Source organism: Actinomyces sp. Z5 (assembly GCF_003287795.1).
GTDB classification, from domain to species: Bacteria; Actinomycetota; Actinomycetes; order Actinomycetales; family Actinomycetaceae; genus Actinomyces; species Actinomyces glycerinitolerans.
Genome location: NZ_QMIN01000111.1, coordinates 1 through 17,632, shown reverse-complemented (window position 1 = coordinate 17,632; position 17,632 = coordinate 1). Strand labels below are relative to the sequence as shown.

At 70.1% G+C, this 17,632-nt stretch carries 15 protein-coding genes; 11 read left to right on the top strand and 4 right to left on the bottom strand.

The window, feature by feature from the left end:
- Nucleotides 1-338 precede the first annotated feature (338 nt).
- Both DRB06_RS16755 and DRB06_RS16750 read right to left on the bottom strand, forming a co-directional pair.
- Nucleotides 339-707, bottom strand: a complete 369-nt coding sequence (locus DRB06_RS16755; RefSeq protein WP_234415934.1) for a hypothetical protein — start codon at nucleotides 705-707, stop codon at nucleotides 339-341.
- A 147-nt stretch (nucleotides 708-854) separates the two neighbouring features.
- Nucleotides 855-1,373 (bottom strand): Fic/DOC family N-terminal domain-containing protein, encoded by a 519-nt coding sequence (locus DRB06_RS16750; RefSeq protein ID WP_258522290.1) that lies wholly within the window; start codon nucleotides 1,371-1,373, stop codon nucleotides 855-857.
- A 230-nt stretch (nucleotides 1,374-1,603) separates the two neighbouring features.
- Between DRB06_RS16750 and DRB06_RS15060 the strand changes: the two genes are divergently transcribed.
- The 5 genes from DRB06_RS15060 (at nucleotide 1,604) to DRB06_RS15040 (ending at nucleotide 8,103) form a co-directional block, all read left to right on the top strand.
- Nucleotides 1,604-2,542: a cell filamentation protein Fic gene (locus tag DRB06_RS15060; protein WP_258522289.1), complete on the top strand. Its 939-nt coding sequence runs from the start codon at nucleotides 1,604-1,606 to the stop codon at nucleotides 2,540-2,542.
- 146 nt (nucleotides 2,543-2,688) lie between these two features.
- Nucleotides 2,689-3,780 carry a cellulose synthase operon protein YhjQ/BcsQ gene (locus DRB06_RS15055; protein WP_111820399.1) on the top strand — a complete coding sequence of 364 codons (1,092 nt, stop codon included), beginning with the start codon at nucleotides 2,689-2,691 and terminating at the stop codon, nucleotides 3,778-3,780.
- Nucleotides 3,774-5,108, top strand: coding sequence for a TadA family conjugal transfer-associated ATPase (locus tag DRB06_RS15050; protein WP_181574884.1), 1,335 nt, complete (start codon nucleotides 3,774-3,776; stop codon nucleotides 5,106-5,108). Before DRB06_RS15055 ends, DRB06_RS15050 begins: the two co-directional genes overlap by 7 nt.
- On the top strand, nucleotides 5,105-6,385 hold the full coding sequence (locus DRB06_RS15045) for a hypothetical protein (protein WP_111820398.1): 1,281 nt from the start codon (nucleotides 5,105-5,107) through the stop codon (nucleotides 6,383-6,385). Before DRB06_RS15050 ends, DRB06_RS15045 begins: the two co-directional genes overlap by 4 nt.
- 98 nt (nucleotides 6,386-6,483) lie before the next feature.
- On the top strand, nucleotides 6,484-8,103 hold the full coding sequence (locus DRB06_RS15040) for a methyltransferase (RefSeq protein WP_111820397.1): 1,620 nt from the start codon (nucleotides 6,484-6,486) through the stop codon (nucleotides 8,101-8,103).
- A 238-nt stretch (nucleotides 8,104-8,341) separates the two neighbouring features.
- Here DRB06_RS15040 and DRB06_RS15925 read toward each other — a convergent pair whose 3' ends face one another.
- Nucleotides 8,342-9,178 (bottom strand): hypothetical protein, encoded by an 837-nt coding sequence (locus DRB06_RS15925; RefSeq protein ID WP_146750922.1) that lies wholly within the window; start codon nucleotides 9,176-9,178, stop codon nucleotides 8,342-8,344.
- Between the two features lie 642 nt (nucleotides 9,179-9,820).
- Between DRB06_RS15925 and DRB06_RS15030 the strand changes: the two genes are divergently transcribed.
- Together DRB06_RS15030 and DRB06_RS15025 are read left to right on the top strand one after the other, a co-directional pair.
- Entirely contained in the window at nucleotides 9,821-10,045 is a 225-nt protein-coding gene (locus DRB06_RS15030; protein ID WP_108968839.1) for a type II toxin-antitoxin system Phd/YefM family antitoxin, read from the top strand.
- A complete protein-coding gene (locus DRB06_RS15025; RefSeq protein ID WP_108968837.1) occupies nucleotides 10,042-10,434 on the top strand; it encodes a type II toxin-antitoxin system VapC family toxin in 393 nt (130 codons plus the stop codon). The genes DRB06_RS15030 and DRB06_RS15025 overlap by 4 nt, the downstream gene beginning before the upstream one ends.
- A gap of 330 nt (nucleotides 10,435-10,764) precedes the next feature.
- On the opposite strand, the gene DRB06_RS15020 is transcribed toward DRB06_RS15025, so the two are convergent.
- A complete protein-coding gene (locus tag DRB06_RS15020) occupies nucleotides 10,765-11,922 on the bottom strand; it encodes an ROK family protein (protein WP_111820395.1) in 1,158 nt (385 codons plus the stop codon).
- 93 nt (nucleotides 11,923-12,015) lie between these two features.
- Here DRB06_RS15020 and DRB06_RS15015 point away from each other — a divergent pair, with 93 nt between their 5' ends.
- The 4 genes from DRB06_RS15015 to DRB06_RS15000 are packed head-to-tail and all read left to right on the top strand — an operon-like array spanning nucleotide 12,016 to nucleotide 16,895.
- Nucleotides 12,016-12,951 (top strand): carbohydrate ABC transporter permease, encoded by a 936-nt coding sequence (locus DRB06_RS15015; protein WP_108968833.1) that lies wholly within the window; start codon nucleotides 12,016-12,018, stop codon nucleotides 12,949-12,951.
- A 5-nt stretch (nucleotides 12,952-12,956) separates the two neighbouring features.
- Nucleotides 12,957-13,871 (top strand): carbohydrate ABC transporter permease, encoded by a 915-nt coding sequence (locus DRB06_RS15010; protein ID WP_108969969.1) that lies wholly within the window; start codon nucleotides 12,957-12,959, stop codon nucleotides 13,869-13,871.
- Between the two features lie 43 nt (nucleotides 13,872-13,914).
- Nucleotides 13,915-15,258 carry a sugar ABC transporter substrate-binding protein gene (locus tag DRB06_RS15005; RefSeq protein WP_108968831.1) on the top strand — a complete coding sequence of 448 codons (1,344 nt, stop codon included), beginning with the start codon at nucleotides 13,915-13,917 and terminating at the stop codon, nucleotides 15,256-15,258.
- A 5-nt stretch (nucleotides 15,259-15,263) separates the two neighbouring features.
- Nucleotides 15,264-16,895, top strand: a complete 1,632-nt coding sequence (locus DRB06_RS15000; RefSeq protein ID WP_108968829.1) for a glycoside hydrolase family 36 protein — start codon at nucleotides 15,264-15,266, stop codon at nucleotides 16,893-16,895.
- Nucleotides 16,896-17,632: the final 737 nt, after the last annotated feature.

Genomic DNA, 17,632 nt, shown 5'->3' with positions numbered 1-17,632 from the left:
GACAGCACCGGTCGCTTCCTTGACAAGCTGCGCAGGCCTTGCGGGGCCGAGGCCCGAACTTGGACGGCGGTGCTGGGTGCCTGTCCACTTGACCGCCTACTGCGCCGGTTTGTGCTCTGCTACGCCACTTAGCGGTCTGTTGAAGGCCTCCGAGGTATACAGCGGACCTCTAACCGGCGTACCAAACGGCGAAGTGGCGTAGCAGACGAGTTCTGCGGCGGGCACGACGGATCCGTCGCGCGTCGTCGTCGTAGTAGGTCGCCAGCCAGGAGACACGACGTGCCCGTAAACGCCTACGAAGCCGTCTTCTATCGAAGCGAGTAACCACCCGTACGCAGCTACACCGGGTCTCCGGCGAGTAGGACTGTTAGCACTCGGGGTGCGGTGAAGCGGCGCGGCTGTGCGTCGGGATTGAGTGTCCGCAGGACTCCCAAGTCGACCAACTGCCCCACCAGACCATTGGCTCGCCCGTAGGACAGTCCAAGTCGCTGTGCCACCGTGCGCACCGTGAAAGACGGCGTCGACACCGCCAGGTCCACCAGGTCGGCAGCGCGTGCGGAACGCAGAGACGAGGAATGGATGACTTGTTTGAGTTCATCTTGCACCTGCGTGAGTGTCTCCATCTGCTTCTGGGTGCTGGTTGCGGCAGCGGCAAGGCCGGAGGCGAAGAAACTGAGGAAGGTGTCCCAGTCGCCGTTCGTGCTCACCCCGAGGAGGGCGTCGTAGTAGTGGCTGCGGCGAGCCTCAAACCAGGGTGAGACTGTGAGCGTCGGCTCACTTAGTACGCCGAGGGACAGCAGCGTCAGGCCGATCAGGTAGCGTCCGAGTCGTCCGTTGCCGTCGCGGAAGCGGCCTCATCGCGACGGCCGATTACCACCTGGGGTGCGCAGGTGGCCCGATTCGGGCTCCAAAGGAGTCCCCCGCATCAGACGTCCCTGAAGGTCCTCGATGAGACCGACGGTGAGAGGTCGTCCCTCCTGAACCCAGGCGAAGCCCTGATCCGCCATGGCCACGTAGTTGAGGATCTCAGTCATCTGGGGCGTGGACGGAGCGTCTTCATCGGCTGTGAGGACATCGTCAAGCGGAGCGTAGGTGCCTTCCAACGCTGAGGTTGACTGAGCCTCGCGGCGCAGTACGGGCGTACGCAGGAGGTAAGGATTCGGCAGGCGACGAGCGGTGGCGTCCAAAGCCGCCAGAGCGGCGCGGGCCTGGGCGATGGAGCGGTATGTGGCTCCGGTCAACTCAGGTTCGTGCGCGCCCAAGGACGCCGGGATGAAGGCCTTGTGTCTCCAGTCTCCAAGGAGCGCGTCAGAGCCTGCGATGTCGACGAGTTCTCCCATCGAGCTGTGTTTGAACATCTCAAAGTCTACCATGCCAGCCTAACGGCACTTGTGTGACATGTTCCAGAGGAACTTTGCATACAACGGGCATTTGTGTGACATCTGCTCTTGGTGCGTTGCACATAACGGGTGTTTGCGACGCAGTCGCATGCGCACCGGCTTGTGGCGGGCTCCGCCCGCACGCCTACAGTGGCTCCGTGATCAGCATGGGGGTGTCGATCGGACCGCCGCCTGGCGAGCGGCCGGCGCGCGGGGTGCCGTCCGTGCGCGCGTCCGAGTCCGCGGGCGCGCCACGCGCGCGGCACCAGCAGCCTGCGCGCACCAGTGATCCCACCGTCCGGGCACTGGAGGCGCTCGCCGCCCACCCGCGGGTCAAGCGCGCCGAGGATGCCGTGCGCGACGCCTCCACGCAGTTGCGCTGGCACCAGGCCCTACGTCGCCGCTGGCGCGAGGCCCGCGCCGAGACCGCAATACGTGGCGCCATCGCCTCCGCCGCCGTCGAGGGCGTCGTCCTGCCCGCCGCGGTGCTGCGCGACGCCGTCGCCGCCCGCGGCCTGGCCGAGGCCGCCACCGGCGATCCCTCCCTAGACGCCGCCGCCGGCCTGTGGCGCGCCGGCGTGCGCCTGGGCGAGTGGATGCCCGACCTGGGCGGCCCCGCCCGACCCGCCCAACCGAGCCCCCGCACCTTGCTGACCGCCTTGCACCGCGACGTCGCCGGACCCCTCGCCGCTACCGGACAAATCCCCTTGGGCGCGGTCGCCATTCCGCGCGCCCCGGGGGTGTCCCCGCGCGAGGGCGGACCCGGAGCGGCTCCCGACGCCGCCGCACTGCGGGACCGCATTGCGGCCCTGCTCAGCCTCCTCGACCTCCCCGGCGTCCCCGCGCTCGTGCGCGCCGCCGTGGTACACGGCGAGATGATCACCGCCCGCCCCTTCATCGCCGCCAACGCCGCCGTCGGCCGGCTGCTGGTGCGCTACCTGATCACCCGCGACGGGCTGGAACCCACCGGCGTGGCCGTCACCGACCAGTACGCCGGCCGCGCGCCCGGCGCCTACGCCGATGCGGCCGCCGCCTACGCCTCCGGGCAGCCCGACGGCGTGATCGACTGGATCGTTTGGCAGGCGGAGGCGATCCTCGTCGGCATCCAGGAGGGGCAGGCCATCTGCCGCTCCGTCCTGGCCGGGACCACCGCCGTTCGCTGAGCCGCGACCGGAGCCCACAGGCGCGGTTCAAGACACCCCGCGCGGACGCTATCCACAGGCCGCCGGCACCATTGCCGGCTCCCGGCGCACCCTGTTGGCGGTCGGCACGAGTCACGACCGTCCGGCATCGTCGCGCAGGAGGCCCCATGGAAACCGCTCCACTCGTCCCCAACGTGCGGGTACTCCTCGCCGGCACCGCCGACGGCGCGCAGCCTGCCGCCCAACCGCCCGCAGTCCCGGAGGGCTTCCCGGCGGACATCGTGCGGGCCTGCACCGGCGCCGAACCCGTCGTCACCGTGCCCGGAGAGGATCCGCTCGGCTCCGCCCGGGCCCTGCTCGCCGAAGCGGATACCTCCGCCGTCCTGCTGCTGACGCGGCAGGGGAGCCCCGAGGTACCCACCCAACCGGGGATCGTGGTGGGCGGCCTCGAGCGCTGCTGCGCCCCCGACGGCGCCGACCACCTCATCGTCCTGCTGCTGTCCGCGCAGCATCCGCCGCGGGCCCGGCTCCTGGTTGTTGTCGGTGCGCGGGGCGGACTCGGCGCCAGTACCTTCCTGCTGCACCTGGCGCGCGCCTGCCACGCCCGCGGCAGCGGCGTCGCCATCGTCGACGCCGACCCCGCCGGTTGCCTGGGCCTGCTCATGGGGGACGGCGTACTGCCCGGGCTGCGCTGGGCGGACCTGCCCGACGACGAGCCCGCCTTCCGCCCGGAGAAACTCACCACCGCCCTGCCCACCTGGCTGGGCATGCCCGTGCTGACCGGGGACGGGCGCGGCGGCCCCCACGATCCGCAGCAGCTGCGCCCCGTCCTGGACGCACTGCGCGCCGAGCATGACCTGGTGCTGCTCGACCTGCCCCGCGGGTGGCCGGTGCCGCAGGGCGCCACCGTCCTGCTGGTGTCCGGGCTCGACCTGCGCTCGGCCGTCGCCGCGGAGGCCCTGGCCGCGCGGTTCCAGGCGGCGAGGCGGGATACCGCCCCGGCGGGCGCGGGGGCGGACGCGCCACCCGGGCTGTACACGGTGGTGCGCAAGCTCGGCGAGGACGTCAGCCCCGACGAGTTGGCGCTGATGACCCGCACCGAGATCCTCGCCGTCCTCCCGCACGAGCGCACCGTCGCCCAGCGCATCGCCCGCGGTGACGATCCCACCCGCGGCCGCGGCACCCTGCGCGCCCAGGCGCGCGCCGTCGCCGAACGACTGCTGGGCGACGTCGAAGCACCCGAGGGCGCGTCATGGTAGCCGCATCCTCACCGGTCGGCCCGGGCATCACCCCGGCAGAAGCTCCGGGAACGGGCGCCGGGGACGCCGACCGCGACGAGCTGGCCCGGGTGCGCAACGCCCTGGCTCACGGCGCCAGCCTTGACGCCGCCCTCGGCTCCGGGGCCGCCCCCACCACCGGCGCGGGCGGCCTGGCCCGCCTCACCCGACACGTGCGCGCCGACGTCGCGGGTGCCGGCCCCGTCCTACAGCCTTTGCTGGAGCTGGACGGCGTCACCGACGTGCTCGTAGGCGCCGGCTGCACCTGGATCGACCGTGGCCGCGGGCTCGAACCGGTCCCCGACGCCGGCCTGCCGGAGACGCAGGCGCGGGCGCTGGCCGTGCGCATGGCGGCCGCCTGCGGGCGCCGCCTGGACGACGCCAGCCCCATCGTCGACGTCACCCTGCCCGACGGCACCCGCCTGAACGCCGTCCTGCCGCCGCTGAGCGCCGACGGCACCCTCATCTGCCTGCGCACCAAACGGCGCCGCGCCTTCACCCTGCCCGAGCTGGTCGCCGCCGGCACCATCGTCCCCGGCATGGACGCCGTCCTGACCGCACTCGTGGAATGCCGCGCCAACTGCCTGGTCACCGGCGCCACCGGCACCGGCAAGACCACCCTGCTGGCGGCCCTGCTGGGGCGAGTGCCCGGCGATGAACGGATCGTGTGCATTGAGGAGGCCAGCGAGCTGCGCCCCGACCACCCGCACGTCATCCACCTGCAGGAGCGCGGGGAGAACGTTCAGGGTGTCGGCGCCGTCCCCATGACCACCCTGGTGCGCACCGCCCTGCGCATGCGGCCGGACCGGATCGTGCTCGGCGAGTGCCGCGGCCCCGAGGTCCGCGACGTACTGACCGCGCTCAACACCGGCCACGAGGGCGGCTGGGCCACCCTCCACGCCAACTCGCCCGCCGACGTTCCCGCCCGCCTGACCGCGCTGGGGGCCCTGGCCGGCATGGGTGAGACCGCCGTGTCCGCCCAGGCCGTCAGCGCCCTCGACGCCGTCGTCCATCTGCGCCGCCAGGCCAGACCCGGCACCACCACGCTGCGCCGGGTAGTCGCCGTCGGGGTGCTGGAGCGGGACGGGGAGCGGATGCGCTGTCGGGACGCCCTGGTGGTCGGTACCGACGGCGCGGTGACGGCCGGTCCCGGCGTGGACCGCCTGGCCGCGCGGATCGGGGAGACACCCATCGCCGCCGCCCTGGGTGTCGACGCCGCACGGAGCCCCGCACCGGACGCAGTGGCGCCGGTGACCAACGCCGAGTCTCCGAGGCGCACCCGCGCGGGCGGACACGGGAGCCGAACATGAGCGGCGCGCAAGTATTGGCCGGGTTGCTGGTGGCCCTGGCCGCCGCGGTGATCCTGCTGCCCGCCCGGCGTGAGCCCCCGGCCGCGCTCGGCACCCACCACGCCGGACGCCTGGCCCGACCACCCCGACCCGGCGCCGAGGACCTCGACCTCGGACTGGTACTGACCGAGGTCGCCACCCTGCTGCGCTCCGGCGCGACCCCGCAGCGCGCCTGGGAGCGCACCTTCCAGCGCGCCGGCATCAGCGAGGGCACCCGGGCCGACGACGACGGCGTCCCACCCGCCCTGCGCGCCCTCGCCCGGGAGCCTCCCACGGGCTGGCTGCCCCGCCGCCGGGCGGGACGCTGGCAGTGGGAGCCGCCGCTGCCGGGGCGCCGCGCCCGCAACGCCCGTCGGCGTCTGACCGCCGCGGCGGTGCCCGGGGCCGTGGCCGCCTGCCGACTGACAACGGCGCTCGGCGCCCCGCTCGCGGGTGTGCTGGAGGCCGTCGCCGGGGGAGTGGCCGACTCCGGGCACGCCGACGCCTCCCGCCGCACCGCCCTGTCCGGGCCGCGGTCCACCGCACGCCTGTTGGCCCTGTTGCCGCCGGTCGGGCTGCTGCTCGGCTCCGCGGTCGGCGCCCACCCCGGGCGGATGCTCCTCGACGGCGGCTGGGGCAGTGCCCTGGGGGTGGCCGGCGTGGTCCTCATGGGCGTCGGCCACTGGCTGACCGGAAGGCTGGTCGCGGCCGCGGCTGCCGCCCCGGAGGAGGTTGATGAGGCCCTCGTCCTGGACCTGGCCGGGGCCGCGCTCGCGGCCGGCGCGTCGGTACCGGGGACGCTGCAGGCGTTGGGGCGGGCCTTGGACGACGAGATGCTGGGCGTGGTCGGTCGGGCCCTGCTGCTGGGGGCCGACTGGGACGAGGCATGGCGGGCCGGACGCGGGGGAGTGGGCGCTGCCGCGGACGGTTCGCAGGATGGCGCCGAGGAGGGTGGTGCCGCGAACGGGCCGCACCGACGCCGGTGGTGGGGTTGGGCAGAGTCGCGGGGGCCACGTCGCTACGGCCGGCTCGAGGCGTGCCTGCGGCCGGGCTGGGAGGACGGCGCCTCGCCCGCGCCGCTGCTCGCCGGCACCGCCGCCTCCCTGCGGGCCGGCCGGCAGGCCGCAGACGCGGAGGCCGCCGAGCGCCTGGCGGTCCGACTGGTGCTGCCGTTGGGCACCTGCTTCCTGCCGGCCTTCATCATCCTGGGCATCGTCCCGGTGGTGCTCAGCGTAGGCGTGGACATGCTGGCCGGATGAACCCGGGAGACGGCGGGGCGGCTGGCTGCGGTGGGCACGCCCGGATACGCGTGCGGCCCGCGGTGGCCGGCGCGCGGTAAAGCGGTACGGTCGCCCCTATGACCGACCCCCCCACCGCTCCACCTCCGCCCGTGGCCACTCCGGCCCAGGCCGCCTCCCTGCGCGCCGACCTGGAGGCGTCCGGCTGGGGCGTGGACGCCGTCGCCGAACTGCTCGGTCCCGCCGCCGACGCCGCCCTGCGTCGCGAGCAGCGCTACCCCGCCCTGCGGCGGGTGCGGGAGGTGCTGAGTGCCGAGGGTGCCGCCCGCACCGATGCCGAGCCGGGCGGTGCGGCCGACCCCGTGGCCGTGCTGACCGCCCTGTTCATGCTCGGGGAGCCGGTGTCCGCAGCGGAACTGGACGCGGCCCTGCCGCGCACCGGTGCCGCCGGCGCCCGGGCCATGGGGCTGGTTGTCGCGGTCGCGGACCGGGTGCGGGCCGCCGTCGACCTGCGCCCCCACGAGGCGCGCGACGACGTCGGCGAGGTGCGCTGGTGGGTGGCCTCCGACCTGGGGGAGCTGGTATCGCAGGGGCAGTTGGCCCCCGACCACGTCCTTGGCATTGGCGGAGCCGGCCTGACCCTGGCCGGCCTGACCCCGCGCACCCCGGTGGACACCGCCCTGGACCTCGGCTGCGGCTGCGGCATCCAGACCCTGTACCTGCTGCGGCACGCAGAACACGTCGTCGCCACCGACATCTCCGCGCGGGCACTGGCCTTCACCGCCTTCAACGCGGCCCTCGCCGGCACCGACCCCGGGCGGTTGGAACTGCTGTGCGGCTCCTTCCTGGAACCGGTGGCCGGGCGCCGCTTCGACCTGGTCGCCACCAACCCGCCCTTCGTCATCACGCCGCCGACGGTCCGCGCGGCCGGCCTGCCGCTCATGGAGTACCGCGACGCCGGCGGCCCCGTCCTGCCGACGCTCCTGCCCGCCCTCGGAGCGCACCTGACGGGCGGCGGCATCGCCGTCATGCTCGGCAACTGGGAGCACCACGCCGGCCAGGACTGGCGGGAGCGCGTGAGCGGCTGGCTGCCGGAGGGCGTCGACGCCTGGGTCATTCAGCGGGAGGTGCAGGACCCGGTCGAGTACGCCACCATGTGGCTGCGCGACGGCGGCACCATTCCCGAGCGCGACCGCGTCGGCTTCGAGGCCGCCCTGGGGGCGTGGATCGACGACTTCGCCGCCCGGAAGGTGGAGGCCGTCGGCTTCGGCTACGTGGTGCTGCACCGGCCGGATGAGGCAGATGCCGGGGGCCGTGCGCCCTGGCGGGTGCTGGAGGAGGTCGGCACCCGGCCGACGGGACCGCTCGGACCGCATGTGGCGGCGTCTGTGGTATCGCGCAGCCGCCTGGCGGACATGCGCGACGCAGAGGCGGCGGCGCTGCGCCCCGTCGTCGCGCCCGACGTCACCGAGGAGCGCCACCTGCGTCCGGGCGACAGCGAACCCAGCGTGATCCTGCTGCGTCAGGGCGGCGGCTTCGCTCGCACCGTGCGGGCGGACACGGCGCTGGCGGCGCTGGTGGAGGTGGCCGACGGTGAGCTGAGCGTCGGGCAGATCGCCACCGCCGTGGCGGCACTGACCGGCGCCGACGCCGAGGCGCTCACCACGCGCATGGTCGCCGACGCGCGCGACCTGCTGGCCGACGGGCTGCTGCGATGGGGGACGGGCGATCCCAAATGAGGCACCGAGTCCCTTTCGCGGACGCCTGAGATGAGTCTCGTCGTGTGCTTGTCTGCTCGGGCGCCCCAGTCGCATAATGGTGGGGAGCCGAGCGGTGGCGACCGCCCGGCTCCCCGGAGACATCCGGGATGTTGATCTCAGCGGCCTAGCAGGACGCTGAGCAGAGCCGCAAGGGCCCAGATCATCGGCGGAATGCTTTCGACGACAGTCCGCCAGATCTGGGCCTTTTGCTCACTCTTCATCCCCCTCGGCACCTTGGCGGGTTATAGGCGCGAACGTGTTGCTTTAGGCCGGCGTGTCGGGGTGTTCTAGCTGGTTCGTCCGGCCCAGCCCTTGCGGGCCCGGAGGCCTTCTTCGGGGGTGGGGGTGGTGCCCCATCCGGCGGGGTGCTGACTGGTGCTGGCGGGCTTGCTGGTTTTGGGTTTGGGTGTGCGGGCGCGCTGGGGGCGGCCTTGAGCGTCCCAGTCGGCCAGGATGCTGCGGGCGTGGCTGGTGCCTGGGTGTAGGTGTGCAGGGTCCATTCGGCGATGGCGGCCTGGTGGTCGGGGGTGGCGCCGCGGTGGTGGCGCAGCCGGTCGCGGACCTGAGCATTGACGGACTCTACGGGGTTGGTGGCGCGCTCGGCGGGGGTGGGGCGGGGCGTACCGTCAGGGCCGGCCAGGTAGGCGAGCAACTGGCCTTGCTTGGCCAGGCGTTCCAGGCGCCGCCAGGCGCGGCGTAGGCGGGGGTGGGTGTACCACCACTTGCGTCCGGTGCGGGCGGCGGTCTGAGGGTCCTGCTGGGCGGTGGTGCGCTGGTTCAGCCAGTCCTTGTACTGGATGCCGTAGTCGTTCAGGGTCACCAGCCACTTCGATGCCTGCTCGGTGGTGGAAACCCTCAGGAGGGCTCTGGAGTGGCGTAGTAGGGCCTTGCCGGGAGTGGTCTTGGGGTGCAGCGTCAGGTCACGCACGGTGTCGCGGCGCACGTGGATCAGGCACCGCTGGATGGGAGTGTCGGGCCACAGGCTGCGTAGCGCTTTGAGGGCGCCGCCGGCCCCGTCGGTGGTTACCAGGTCGGGCGGGGCGATGGGGGGCAAGCAGCGCCTGGTAGGCCGCCGCGCTCTCGGACGCGGCCCACTGCCAGCCGATCACGTGCGTGGGACTGCGGGCCACCAGGAGGACCCATTTGTGGGACAGCCACATCCCGTCAATGAACACCTGGGAGTGCACCTGGTCGGTAACCGGTGGCTTGGGGACTGGGATGTCCCAGCACCAGGCCGTCCGGCGGCGAAACGCCCTGCCGCTGCCACCGGACAGGTCGGCCTGGGAACGGCTGCCGGCCGCCCAGTCGATGAATTCGCCCAGCACCGCCTGCTCGGCCCTACCCGGCGAGGGTGGGCGCGGCGCAGTGGTGGTCAGCTTGCACTCGGTGCACCTCCAGCGCTGTGATCCGGCCGCTGTACGTCCGAACCTCTTCATAGGGGTCTGGCAGGTCGGGCAGAGCCTTGCCCGTGGGGACCGTGTTCTCACGGTCCGCACATCTACCCGCGAAAGTCAAGCACCGCCCCGGATTAACCTCCCAGACCATAATCACCCCGACTTTCCCGCACCACACCAGCCAAAACCCCGATCTTAAGCACCACGTTCACGCCGATAACTCGCCTGTGTACGGCCCGGGCCAGAATGGAGCTGGTCTGGATGGTTGACCAACCTGAACCAGCTGGGCGATGCTTGACAACATGAAGACCGTGAAGGTGCAGCAGGCGAAGACTCACCTGTCAGCGTTGCTGGCGGAGGTGGAGCGTGGGTCCACCATCAACATTGCCCGTGGATCGCGAACCATCGCGCGACTGTCCCCTGCCGTGGGTGGCGAGCGTGAGCTCGGCTTCGGCGGATACCACCTTCCGGACAGCTTCTTCGATGAACTGCCTGAAGAAGAGTTGGATGCATGGGAGGGAGAGTGAGCGACTATCTGCTCGACACCCATGCCCTCCTGTGGGCGATCAATGAGCCCGACCGACTGGGGCCCGGAGCCGCGCAGGCGTTGAGACTATTGGAGAATCACCTACTGGTGTCGGCGGCGAGTGCCTGGGAGCTGTCCACCAAATTCCGCATCGGCAAGCTCCCTGGTGCGGGACCTTGGTTGGAGGCTCTCGACGGGCATATGTCCAGGTTGGGGGCCGAAGTCCTGCCGATCAGCTGGAAGCATGCCCGGCTGAGCGGTCAGTTGGAGTGGACGCATCGTGATCCCTTCGACCGGATGCTCGCGGCCCAGGCGATCAGCGAGTCTTTGGTTCTCGTCACCGTTGATCCCGCATTCGCGGGACTGCCTGGCCTCAAGACTCTCTGGTGAGGTGATGGCCCTTCGTGTTGAGGGGTGTGATAGTGACGGCCCGGGCTGCGGTGCGGTGGTCCTCCTCGAACCGACCTTGCCAACTACCCACGCCCAAGCAGAAGGCGCTCAGCGGTCAGGCTTTCTGAACTCGAGGGGTGACGCCGAGTAGGCGCTCCAAGCCCCGTCTACCGCGGCGGGGCCATTGGAGGAGACGTCTTGGCTCGCGTCTTCGCCAGGCGGTTCGTTCGTTCTGGTCAAGGGCCGAGTTGGCTCGGCGGGGGCTCCACGAGCGTTTGGTCCCCGAGGACACCCAAGGGCCCCGGCCGGGCTGCTATGTTCGCAGCGGGTTTACTGCCACAGGCTTGCCGGTGAGGTGGAGGGGAAGTAGTCCGCCTCGCGCACGATGGAGTCGATGCTGTCCAGGATGTCGTCCAGGGCGAGTCTGAGGCCGCCCATGACGACGGCGTCGTCGCCCAGCCGGGACGCCGCCACCTGCGGGGGGAAGGGGCACAGCTCACCGAGTCTGCGCTTGAAGCGGGGGAGGAACAGGTCCGCCTGGGCGGAGAAGGCGCCGCCGACGACGACCACTTGCGGCGCTACCGCGAGCACCATGGCGGCGGTTCCCGTGGCCAGCACGTCGGCGTACTCGTCGAGTGCGGACAATGCCTGTGCCTCCCCGCGTCGGGCGGCCGCGAACAGCTGCTCGCGGCGCGGGCTCGCGCCGTCGTAAAGGGAGTCGGCGAAGGTCTCGTCCTCCAGTTCGCGCCACCGCAGCTGCGGCAGCTCACCGATCAGGCCCGCGGCCCCGTGCAGGCCCTCATGCACCCGGCCGTTGATCACGCTGGCGGCGCCGGTACGGCTGCCCGCGAGGATGAAGACGACGTCGTCAAACCCCGCGGCGGCGCCCCTCCAGGACTCTCCCCGGGCGCCCAGGGCGCAGTCGCCGGCGCTACGTACCCTGGATCCCAGTGCGGCGCGGACCGCCTCATCCAACTCAATGCCCTGCCATCCGGGCATGCCGTAGCCACCGAAGTAGGCCACGCGCCCGTCATGCACGACGCCGGGCGAGGCCGCAGTGCAGGTCCACAGGGGGCCATCCCCGGCGCGCGACAGGGTCTTGCGGGCAAGCTCGGTGGACGCCTTCAATCTGGCGTCTGCCGATAGATCCTCGGCCAGTTCCCGACGGTCTCGGACGAGGATGCTGCCGGACAGATCGGCGGCCATTGCGGTGACGTGGTGCGCGCCGATGTCCAGGGACAGCACATGGCCCGCGTCGGGACTGAGACCCACATAAGTGGCGGGTCTGCCCGGCCGGGGGGTTTGGGGGGTTACGGCGGTCTCTGTCAGCCAGCCGAGCTCGTTCAGATCCGCGACCACCGACTCGGCTGCCGGGCGGGTGATGCCGGTGCCTGCGGCGATGTCGGCCAGGGTCTGTGGCCCGCCCAGGCAGTAGCGCAGGACGGCGGACATGTTGGCGCGGCGTTGGATGCGGCGGGGTGCTCTCACGACAGGCTCCAGGCGGGGTGGGTGGCGGGCTTGACTTTAATAAGTAAGTAGCGTTTTAATCTGTTCATCGCAACTCCTCCTGAGGACTCAAGGATGACAGACCTCGCTCCTAATGCCACTGAGGCCGGGACTGCATCGCGGTCCGCAAGCCGGTCCGCGCGGCGGCGCCGCAACGTGCTGACCGCCTACGCCTACCTCGCGCCCGCGCTCATCGGCTTCCTGGTGTTCTTTCTGATCCCGATGGCGCGCGGACTGCAGATCTCGCTGACCGACTGGGACCTGATCACGCAGCCCCGCTTCGTCGGACTGAGCAACTACCGCCGGCTACTGGCCGATGAGAACTTCCTGCACAGCCTTGTGATCACGGCCACCTACGTGCTGGTCAACATCACCACGCAGACCGCCGCCGGCCTGGGGATCGCGCTGCTGATGCAGCGCATCAGCCACTCCACGCTCGTGCGCTCACTGCTGCTGGTGCCGTGGCTGGTGCCCAACGTAACCATCGCGGTGATCACCCTGTTCGTCCTCGATCCGAACGTCGGCCTGCTCAATCACCTGCTGGGCGGCGTGGGCGTGGGCCCCATCGCCTTCTACGGCAACCCCGACCTGGCGATCGTCACCGTGGCACTGGTGAACTCGTGGCGGAACATGGGTTACACGGCGCTGCTCATATTCGCCGGCATGCAAACCGTCCCCCGCATGGTCTACGAGGCCGCCGAACTGGACGGCTCCTCAACCGCTCGCACCTTGTGGTCCATCACCCTGCCGCTGATCAGGCCGGTGCTCGTAATGGTCGTCGTCGTCTCCATGATCGGCTCCTTCCAGATCTTCGACACCGTCGCCGTCGCAACCAAAGGAGGTCCCGTGGGAGCAACCCGGGTGATCTACTTCTACATCTACGAGAAGGCCTTCCAGCAGGGGCAGATGGGCTACGCCGCGGCCATGGCCGTGGTACTGCTGGCGATCATCCTGGTCATGACACTCATCCAGCTGCGCGCCTCCCGGGCCGCGGAATCGGATCTGGGGTGAATGACATGACCGACGCCGCACGCACCGTTACTCGTCGGCCCGCCTTGCTGCGCCGCCCCGGCCGAGTCCTGGGCTGGGCCCTGCTGATCCTGCTGCTGCTGATTACGCTGACGCCCTTCGCCTGGGCGATCCGCACCGCACTGATCTCCAACGCCGAGGTCTTCAACGGCGACTACTCCCTCATTCCGCGCAACCTGACTCTGATCAACTTCAAACGGGTACTCGGGCTGGTCGGCGTGGAGGAGAGCCTCGCTGCCGGCGGGTCGGGCGCCAAGATGTACTTCTGGCTCTACCTGCGCAACTCGTTGATCTTCACCGCACTGCTGGTCGCGGGCCAGGTGACTACCTCCACCATGGCCGCCTATGCCTTCTCCCGGCTGCGCTTTCCCGGGCGAGACCTGCTGTTCGGGCTGCTGCTGACCGGCATGATGATCCCCCCGATCTTCATCGTGCTGCCGAACTTCGTGCTCATCAAGAATGCGGGTCTACTGAACACCTTTACCGGCTTGCTCGCCCCCTACGTGCTGGTCAGCCCCTTCGCGATCTTCTTCCTGCGCCAGTTCATGCTCTCGCTGCCCCGGGAGGTGGAGGAGGCGGCCATGCTCGACGGTGCGAGCTCGTGGACCACCTTCCGCAAGGTGATAGTCCCGATGGCTGCCACGCCGATCACCACGGTGGCGATTATCCAGGCGGTCTTCGCCTGGAACGAGTACCTGTGGCCACAGCTGATCGGCCAGGACCACGGGGTCCGCCTGCTCAACGTGGCGCTGGCCGTCTTCCAACAGAGCTCGCCCTCCACCCGCCCCGACTGGACCGGCCTCATGGCCGCAGCCACCCTTCAGACGATCCCCATGCTGATCGTCCTGCTGGTACTCGGGCGCAAGCTCGTCTCCTCCATCAGCCTCACCTCAGCCAAGTGAAACCGCGCCATCGGCGCCCAATCCCATCTCGAAGGAGAGAACCATGAAACGCACCATTGCGCTCCTGACCGCCGTCGCCCTATCCGGCGCGACTTTGGCGGCCTGCACCCCGGCGGAACTCAGCTCCGACGGCGACGGCGGCAAGAACATCGTCTACTCGCTGTGGGACCCCAACCAGCAGACGGCCTACCAGAAGTGCGCCGACGCCTTCACCAAGGAGACCGGCATCGGCGTCACCATCGATCAGAAGGGCTGGGACGACTACTGGCAGAACCTCACCGTCGGCCTGAACTCCGGGACCGCCCCGGACGTGATCACCAACCACGTCGCCCACTACCCCGAGCTCGCCTCCAAGGGGGCGCTGGCGGACCTGTCGGACCGCATTGAGAAGGACGGGATCGACCTGGACCAGTACACCGGCGACCTGGCCTCCCTGTGGAACTACGACGGCAAGACCTACGGCATCCCCCAGGACTGGGACACCATCGCCCTGGTCTACAACGTCAAGGACGTAAAGGACGCGGGCGTCGATCCAGCCGATCTGAAGGACCTGGACTGGAACCCGACCGACGGCGGTTCCTTCGGCAAGCTCATCGCCCGCCTGACCGTCGACGAGAACGGCGTGCGGGGAGACGAGCCCGGCTTCGACAAGGCCAAGGTGGCCACCTACGGCTGGGGTCTGGAGACCGGCGGCGGGGTGGTCGGGCAGGGCCCCTGGTCCTGGCTGGCCCTGTCCAACGGCTTCGACTACCTGGACAAGAATCCCTTCGGGACCCACTACAACCTCGACTCGCCCAAGCTGATCGAGGCCATGGCCTGGTGGCAGAAGCAAATCGACGCCGGCTATGTCACTCCGGTAGAGCAGGCCGGAAACCTGGGGCTGGAGCCGATGATGGAGCAGAACAAGGCGGCCCTGGTTCCCGACGGCTCCTGGCGGATCAACACCTGGGCCGGTTCCGAGGCGCAGGACTTCGCCTTCGCCCCGCTGCCCAAGGGTCCCGAGGGGCGCAAGACCATCATCAACGGCCTGGCTCCCTCCATCACCGCCTCCTCCAAGCACCAGGACGAGGCCTGGCAGTGGGTCAAGTACCTCACCTCCGAGGCCTGCCAGTCGGTAATCGCCGAGGAGGCCGTCGTCTTCCCCTCCATCACGCAGCAGTCCGAGGCGGCCGCCAAGGCCCATGAGGACGCCGGAGTCGACGTGTCCGCCTTCCTCGACATCGCCCAGGACCCCGAGGCGCTGTCCTACTATCCGATCACCTTCAAGGCTGATGAGATCAACTCCGAGGCCGACGTCGTGATCGAGCGAATCCAGCGCGGTGAGGCCGATCCCGCCACCGCCCTGCCCGAGTTGGCAACCAAGGTCAACTCCCTGCTGGAGGAGTGATAGCCATGACGTCCCCCGTGTCCGTACAGCTGATCCTGACGCGTCAAGACACCACCTGGACCCTCCAGGGCGATCTCACCGGACAGAGCCCGCAAACAGCCGACCCATCAGTCGGCGTAGTCCTGCCTGCCGGCTCCCTGGTGGTCGAGCACCCCGGCCGGGACACCGCGGAGCTCTACCGGCACGGGTGGACGTCATGGTCACCGTCCTCCTGGTGGTCTCAGGAGCGCCGCCCCTGGAGGGTGTGGGAGAACCCCGAGCGCACGGCCACCGCGGAGGACCCCGCGACCGACCGCTACGACCGCCACCGCTCCTACCTGCTCACCGCCGTGGAGCTGCCGGAGAGCCCTGACGCACCCGGGGAGGTGGAGTATCTGCTGGTGGGCAGTCTCGGCGGCAGGAGCGGCGTCCTCGATGCCCTACCCGGACGCATCGAGGCGACCACTTTGGGCCGGGCCGGCCGGGACCATGGAGAAATAGTCGAGGGCTCCGACGCAGATGCCGGTATCGACTGGTGGATCGGCGTCGGCCCGGAGCTGGAGGTGTTCGCGCGTTGGACGCGAGCCCTGGCGGACTCCGTAGGGCTGTCTGCGGAGCCGCGCGCACGGCGCGACGATCCGGGGCCCGTGTGGTCCTCCTGGTACTCGTGGTTCGAGGAGATCACCGCCGAGACAATTGAGTCCGAGATCCTCCCGGCCGCGGCCAACGGCTATGGCGTCGTCCAGATAGACGACGGCTGGCAGCGCGCCGTGGGCGACTGGCAGCCCAACGGGGACTTCCCCGAGGGCATGGCGGCCCTGGCCGAGCATATTCACGACGCCGATATGGAGGCCGGGCTGTGGCTGGCCCCGTTCATTGTGTCGGCGGAATCACCGGTGGCGCGGCTCCATCCCGAACTGCTCGTGCGCGCACAATCGGGGGAGCCGGCTGTAGCCGGTTACAACTGGGCGGCGCCGTACTATGCCCTGGATTGCACCCGCCCCGAGGCACTGGCGTACATCCGGCAGCTCATCGAGCAGGTGACCGGATGGGGATACGGCTATCTCAAGCTCGACTTCCTCAATGCCGCGGCCATACGTGGAGTCCGCCACCGCCGGGTGGACCGGGAGGCCGCCTATCGGCTTGGGCTGGAGGCCATACGGGAGGCCGCTCCACACGCCTACCTGATGGCCTCCGGCGCCTTAATCGCCCCGTCCCTGGGGGTGGTTGACGGCATAAGGGTAGGTCCCGACACCGCACCTTACTGGGACAACACCGAACGCAGATGTGATCCCAGTGGTCCGGGCGTGCGCAACGCCCTGCGCGCAGCAGTGGCCAGGTCCTGGCTGAGCGACATTGTCGATACGGACCCGGACGTCGCCTTCGCGCGGTCACGGGGCTCGCTCCTCAGCCCGGAGGCGTGCGCCGTCACCCGCGACATGGCATTGGTCGCCGGCGTGGTGGGCTGCTCCGACCCGGACGCGTGGCTGACGGACGCCGAGCGGCGACAGGTGCGCGATCTTTGTGTCCGCGCCTTGGCCAAACCGAAAGCAAGGCGTACGGGCCGGTACTGCTTTGAGTTGGACGGGCGCAGCATCGACTTCGAACCCTGGATCAATCCCCGTTTCCGCATCAGCGACCGGATCTTGGCCAAATAAAACGCGGTCATACGTACATGGAAAGGAGACCTGAAATGACCGCCAATACCTCAGGAGTCCGTAGGCGCGCTCTTCTGGGCGGAGCCTTCTCCGCGATCGCCCTCTCTGCCGCGGGCGGTTCCTGGACGACTGCCTGCCGCACTGGTCCACGGGCGCCACGAAGACAGACTATGACATCGTGGACGGTCATTTGCGGCTGGTGATGCGTGAAGATCGTGAGGAGTGGGATCCCGCCTATGATTCGGGGATGCGGATCAGCTCCGTGCTGGCATACGAGCGCAATGACCTGCACTGTTGGGGTAACTAGGCTCGTCGCGTTTTGTGGTGTGGTGGTGTACAGGTGAGGGCCTGGTGGTGGTCGTTGTGGACGTTCCGGCGGGGCTGCTCTGGCAGGCACGGGTTGGGCGGGCGCGATTGATCGTCGCGAGGCCTGGGCGGGGTCATGGCAGATCCTGACGAAACACGCCGATTCCCGGCGGGTTCCCGGCGGATGCGGCGAGTCCCGGCGTCTCCCTCCGGAATGTGGCGGTTCGGGTGGGAGGACTCGGGTGCTCGCCTGGCGGGGCGAGTCCCGTCTCGGGACGATTCGGCACATCCGGCGACGGTTCGTACCTTCTGGTCAGCGATTCGTACTTTCCTGCGACGGTACGTACTTCTGGGTGCCTGTGCTGTCTCCACACTTCTGGGACGGTTGAGTCTCATGACTTCTGGGACGGTTGAGTCTCATGACTTCTGGG

What these genes read in the sequence shown, in the direction of transcription:
- DRB06_RS15055 (WP_111820399.1), top strand. Translation starts at nt 2,689, where the DNA reads ATGGAAACCGCTCCACTCGTCCCCAACGTGCGGGTACTCCTCGCCGGC.
- DRB06_RS16750 (WP_258522290.1), bottom strand. Translation starts at nt 1,373, where the DNA reads ATGGTAGACTTTGAGATGTTCAAACACAGCTCGATGGGAGAACTCGTC.
- DRB06_RS15045 (WP_111820398.1), top strand. Translation starts at nt 5,105, where the DNA reads ATGAGCGGCGCGCAAGTATTGGCCGGGTTGCTGGTGGCCCTGGCCGCC.
- DRB06_RS15010 (WP_108969969.1), top strand. Translation starts at nt 12,957, where the DNA reads ATGACCGACGCCGCACGCACCGTTACTCGTCGGCCCGCCTTGCTGCGC.
- DRB06_RS15030 (WP_108968839.1), top strand. Translation starts at nt 9,821, where the DNA reads ATGAAGACCGTGAAGGTGCAGCAGGCGAAGACTCACCTGTCAGCGTTG.
- DRB06_RS15015 (WP_108968833.1), top strand. Translation starts at nt 12,016, where the DNA reads ATGACAGACCTCGCTCCTAATGCCACTGAGGCCGGGACTGCATCGCGG.
- DRB06_RS15040 (WP_111820397.1), top strand. Translation starts at nt 6,484, where the DNA reads ATGACCGACCCCCCCACCGCTCCACCTCCGCCCGTGGCCACTCCGGCC.
- DRB06_RS15005 (WP_108968831.1), top strand. Translation starts at nt 13,915, where the DNA reads ATGAAACGCACCATTGCGCTCCTGACCGCCGTCGCCCTATCCGGCGCG.
- DRB06_RS15050 (WP_181574884.1), top strand. Translation starts at nt 3,774, where the DNA reads ATGGTAGCCGCATCCTCACCGGTCGGCCCGGGCATCACCCCGGCAGAA.
- DRB06_RS15000 (WP_108968829.1), top strand. Translation starts at nt 15,264, where the DNA reads ATGACGTCCCCCGTGTCCGTACAGCTGATCCTGACGCGTCAAGACACC.